Origin of the sequence: Candidatus Sordicultor fermentans (genome assembly GCF_012728195.1) — a bacterium.
GTDB lineage: Bacteria > Atribacterota > Atribacteria > Atribacterales > Caldatribacteriaceae > Sordicultor > Sordicultor fermentans.
Map to the genome: position 1 here is coordinate 1 of NZ_JAAYFP010000191.1, position 4,167 is coordinate 4,167.

At 47.7% G+C, this 4,167-nt stretch carries 2 protein-coding genes, 1 pseudogene and 1 riboswitch; all 3 genes and pseudogenes read right to left on the reverse strand.

The window, feature by feature from the left end; all coding sequences use genetic code 11:
* Positions 1-183: 183 nt before the first annotated feature.
* The 3 genes and pseudogenes from GXZ17_RS09550 to GXZ17_RS09560 all read right to left on the reverse strand — a co-directional run bounded on the left by GXZ17_RS09550 (position 184) and on the right by GXZ17_RS09560 (position 3,300).
* A pseudogene (locus GXZ17_RS09550) lies at positions 184-1,428 on the reverse strand (ABC transporter ATP-binding protein).
* On the reverse strand, positions 1,425-2,423 hold the full coding sequence (locus tag GXZ17_RS09555; protein WP_409377058.1) for a FecCD family ABC transporter permease: 999 nt from the start codon (positions 2,421-2,423) through the stop codon (positions 1,425-1,427). Before GXZ17_RS09555 ends, GXZ17_RS09550 begins: the two are co-directional and overlap by 4 nt.
* The gene (locus tag GXZ17_RS09560; RefSeq protein ID WP_409377059.1) at positions 2,407-3,300 is read right to left on the reverse strand and encodes an ABC transporter substrate-binding protein; all 894 of its coding nucleotides are present in this window, start codon (positions 3,298-3,300) and stop codon (positions 2,407-2,409) included. Before GXZ17_RS09560 ends, GXZ17_RS09555 begins: the two co-directional genes overlap by 17 nt.
* 154 nt (positions 3,301-3,454) lie before the next feature.
* Positions 3,455-3,629, reverse strand: a riboswitch (cobalamin riboswitch).
* Between the last annotated feature and the right edge of the window lie 538 nt (positions 3,630-4,167).

Genomic DNA, 4,167 nt, shown 5'->3' on the forward strand with positions numbered 1-4,167 from the left:
AGAAAAGCGAGATCGCCACGGGATACGAGCAAACAACCCTCGCGATGACGGTTTAGAGAGCTTGCGGGGAGAGGGAGATGGATGCCTCACTAAATTTCGGGAATAACAGAGGGAGGACTACAAAGGAGGAGAAAGCGCCCCGGTGTGAGTGGTGACCTCTTATTGGATTGTTGCAATGGCAGCTTAAGAAGAAGAGGAAGAAAAATAGGCAGAGAGGTCTTTTATCACCTCTCCTCCCTCCTCAATTATTTTCTTCAATTTTTCCTGTGCCGCTCCTTCGGTGTAATCAAGCCGAGGGTTCAGTGCCTCTTCTAGAATTAGCACTGCTTTACCTTCCAAGACGAGGCGCTCGGCCAGGTCTAAATTGGGGAGGTTGCCTCTCCCCCAATAAGTGGGGGCAATGACTATAAAATCAGCTTTTTGAGCTAACCGGTAAGCTTCTTCCATAGTAGAAGGAGAAAAGGGAGAGAAAGGCTTTTCTTGAACCACAGGAATTCCCAGCTTTCGGGCCAGCTCTTCATCAGAATCCAGTTGATTAACCACCCCCAGAGACAGGGAGAAACCGGCTTCTAAAAGCTCTCTCATCAAGGGCGAGCCACTCCCTCCTCCGCAGATGAGGTGGATTTTTCCCCGATGCGTTTCGTTTTTTATTCTACGCAAAGGCATAAAAAAGGGACGGAGAGAGAAAGGGTGGGTGGCTTCTAGGAACTCTACACCAAACAACTTTTCCACTTCCTCTGCCTTCATCACTTCTTCCACCCCCCCAAAAGAGAGCATTCTCCCTTCTTTCAGGAGGAGCGTCTTATCACAAAACTGAGAAACCAGGTTCAAATCATGGAAAACCGAAACAATGGCCACCCCCGCCGCTCTGAGCTCAAGAAGAATGTCCATAATTTCCAGCTGGTGTAAAACATCCAGGTGGCTGGTGGGCTCGTCTAATAGCAGCAATTCTGGTTCTTGAGCTAAAGCACGGGCAATCATCACTCTTTGTTTTTCTCCTCCTGAGAGCTCCGAAAACAGCCGGTCAGAAAAGACTGCAGTGGAGGTTATCTCCATAGCCCAGGAAACCTTTTCCTCGTCAACATCTCCTTCTCTCTGCCATCGCCCGATGTGGGGGAATCTCCCCATGGCTATTACTTCTTGAGAGGTGAGCTCTAAGTTCTGGGGAATTTCCTGAAAAACCATAGCCACTTTTTGTGACCACATTCAGCGGGAAAGAAACCTGGTGTCTTTTTCTCCCAGAACGATTTTCCCGCTTTCGGGGACAATTAATCCGGCTAAAAGGTAGAGGAGAGTGCTTTTACCTGCTCCATTTGGGCCTATCACCCCTACCAACTCGCCCCTCCTCACGCCGAAGGTAAGTTTATCCAAAACTTTCCTCCGTGAATAAGAAAAAGAAAGGTTTTCCACCTGCAAATATTCTTTCACAGACTTTTCTTCCTCTTTCGCAAAAGATAGATAAAGAAAGGAGCACCCAGAAGACTGGTTATGATTCCCACCGGTAGTTCTACCGGGTATAAAATAGTGCGAGCTAAAGTGTCAGCCCACAGAAGCACTCCCCCTCCTAAAAGAAAGGAGAAAGGAAGGAGATGACGATGGTCTCTTGCGCCCAGAAGACGAACCAGATGTGGCACCACCAACCCCACAAACCCGATAACCCCACTCACCGCGACAGCGGAAGCCACAAGGAGCGAAACCACAAAGAGCAGTTGCTTTTTAACTTTTTCCCCCTCTACCCCTATGCTTTCTGCCACTTTTTCCCCCAGGAGAAAAGCATTGAGCTCCCGGAAAAAGGAGAACAAAATGGGAGCCCCCATAACGATAAAAGGCAAAATCATTTTGACCTCTTGCCAGCTGCTATTCCACAGCCCTCCCATAGTCCAGAAAAATAGCTGGTGCAGGTCTTCTCCGGCTAAAAACATCCCCAGAGATACCAGAGCAGAGAAGAAAAATCCCACCCCTATGCCTGCTAAAAGCAAAACCTCGAGAGGAAATCTCTTTCCTATTTTGCCCAGGTAAAAAACCAGAAAAGCACTGAAGAGAGCCATAGAAAAAGCAAAAAGAGGGACGGTGAAAAACCCCAGATACACGCCGCTCAAAATGGCAATCACCGCTCCCAGAGCAGCTCCAGAGCTGATACCCAGGACGTAGGGGTCTACCAGGGGATTCTGGAAAATCCCCTGCAACACTGCTCCCCCGAGAGAAAGGCTTCCCCCCACGAGAAAAGAAAGGACAATACGGGGTAGGCGAATCTCAAATAATATTATCTTTTCCGAGGGAGAAAGGTCAGAAGGAAAAAAGAGTGAGAGAGAGTGAGAGAGCTGATATCTCCCTCCTCCCACCCCCTGAGCCAGGAAAACGCTCCCCAGGACTAAAGCTAAAAAACCGAGATATGTAAGCCCCTTTTTAACTCTGGTATTCATATTCTCCAAAGATTTCCGGGTGAATTATGGAGGCAAATATACGAACGGCATCCACCACCCGGGCAGAAGAGCGAGAAACTATATCGGAATCAACAGGAAAAACTTTGTGATTTTGAATGGCGTTAACTACTTTAAGGCGGCTATCGGAGAGCAAAAATTGGTAAGAGAGGCTTCCCTCTTCTCCGTGATCTTCCACGACGGTGATGATGTCGGGGTTGCGGCGAATAAGTTCTTCCAAGTCCACAATGACATAGCCAGATAAATCAGCAAATGCATTTTGCCCCCCAGCGATGGTGATAAACTCGTTAACAAAGGTATCTTTGCCGGCAGTCCACAGAGGATCGTGCCAGAGGAGGTGAAAAACCGTCGGTCGCTCCTCTGGAGAAAGATGAGAAACCTTGTCTCTCACCTCGCGAACCTCCTCTTCCATGGCTTCTTTTAGCTCTTTCCCTTTGTTTTCTGCTCCTGATATTATTGCCACCTTTTCTATGCCCTCTATCACTTCGCTGATATTGTGAGGGTCTAATACAAAAACGGTAATCCCCAGGCTCTCTAACCGCTCCACAACATTGGGAGGAGTTAAGGAGCTGGCTAAAACCAAATCGGGCTGCAGCTCCACCACTTTTTCTAAGCCGATTTCATTGATGGTTCCTACTTTTTCTTTCTTTTTTGCTTCTTCCGGATAATTGCAATAGGTAGTAACCCCCACCAACTTTTCTCCAAGAGAAAGAGAGAAGACTATCTCCGTAGTAGCAGGAGAAAGAGAAACGATTCTCTCGCAGGGGGAGGGAATTTCCACCTCTCTCCCTGCGTCATCACTAATAGTTTCCGCTTGGGCTCCGGGAAAAGAAGAAAAAACCAAAAACCACAGTCCCAAAAAGAAAAGTGCTATTCTGTTCCTCGTTGTGCTGCTTTTTTTGACATAATTTCCTCCTCTTATATTAGTCTGGTGGAGGAGGGGGGAAGAGAGGGAGCGTCCTCTTGTCTGGGGCGGAATCCAGCAAATTTCCCACCTCCTCTTTCCACGAAGAGTGGTCGGGACAATCTCAGGCAGGTCTCCTGGCTCCCGGATCTTCGCTTGTTGCCCCTTCCCGACTTCCGTCAGTGGCTCTGGCAACTTGCTCCCCGGTTACAGTGGCGGGACCGCGCCGGATTTTCACCGGACTTCCCTATTAAGGCAAAACCACCTGAAACCATTCCACGGGAAATTATAGCACAAACACCAAGGAAGAAAAACTTCTTGAGCAACTTTTGTGTCTTAAGCTACGGTATTTTGCAAATCTTTTCATGGTTATAGGGGGATTATAAGGGGAAGCAATCCCTTATAATCCCTTGAAAAAACAAAAAACCTACTGGAGGAGAGAAAACAGACGGTCTACGACGTAAGATTAAAAACTAAAGATTAAAAATAAAGCCTAAAAGGCAAAGACTACTGATAAGAAAAGATTTCCCAGTATAAGCGGGAAAGAATCCCCCCTTATAAACCCCCTTCTTGTTTGTCACCCGGCATGCCTCTACGAGGAACCTAAACAAGAGAAGAGGATGTTCTCATTCCTGAACTTTTTTCCTCTCCCTTGCGGGGAGAGGTTAGGGTGAGGGTGAGTTCTCAAGTCATCGCGAGGAGCGCGAGAGCGCTCCGTGGCGATCTCGCTTTTCTGAGCCTCAAAAAACTAAAAAAGCAAATTAGATAGAGTAAAAAACTTGGGATTGCCACGCCATACGGAACTACGAGGCTCGCAATGAC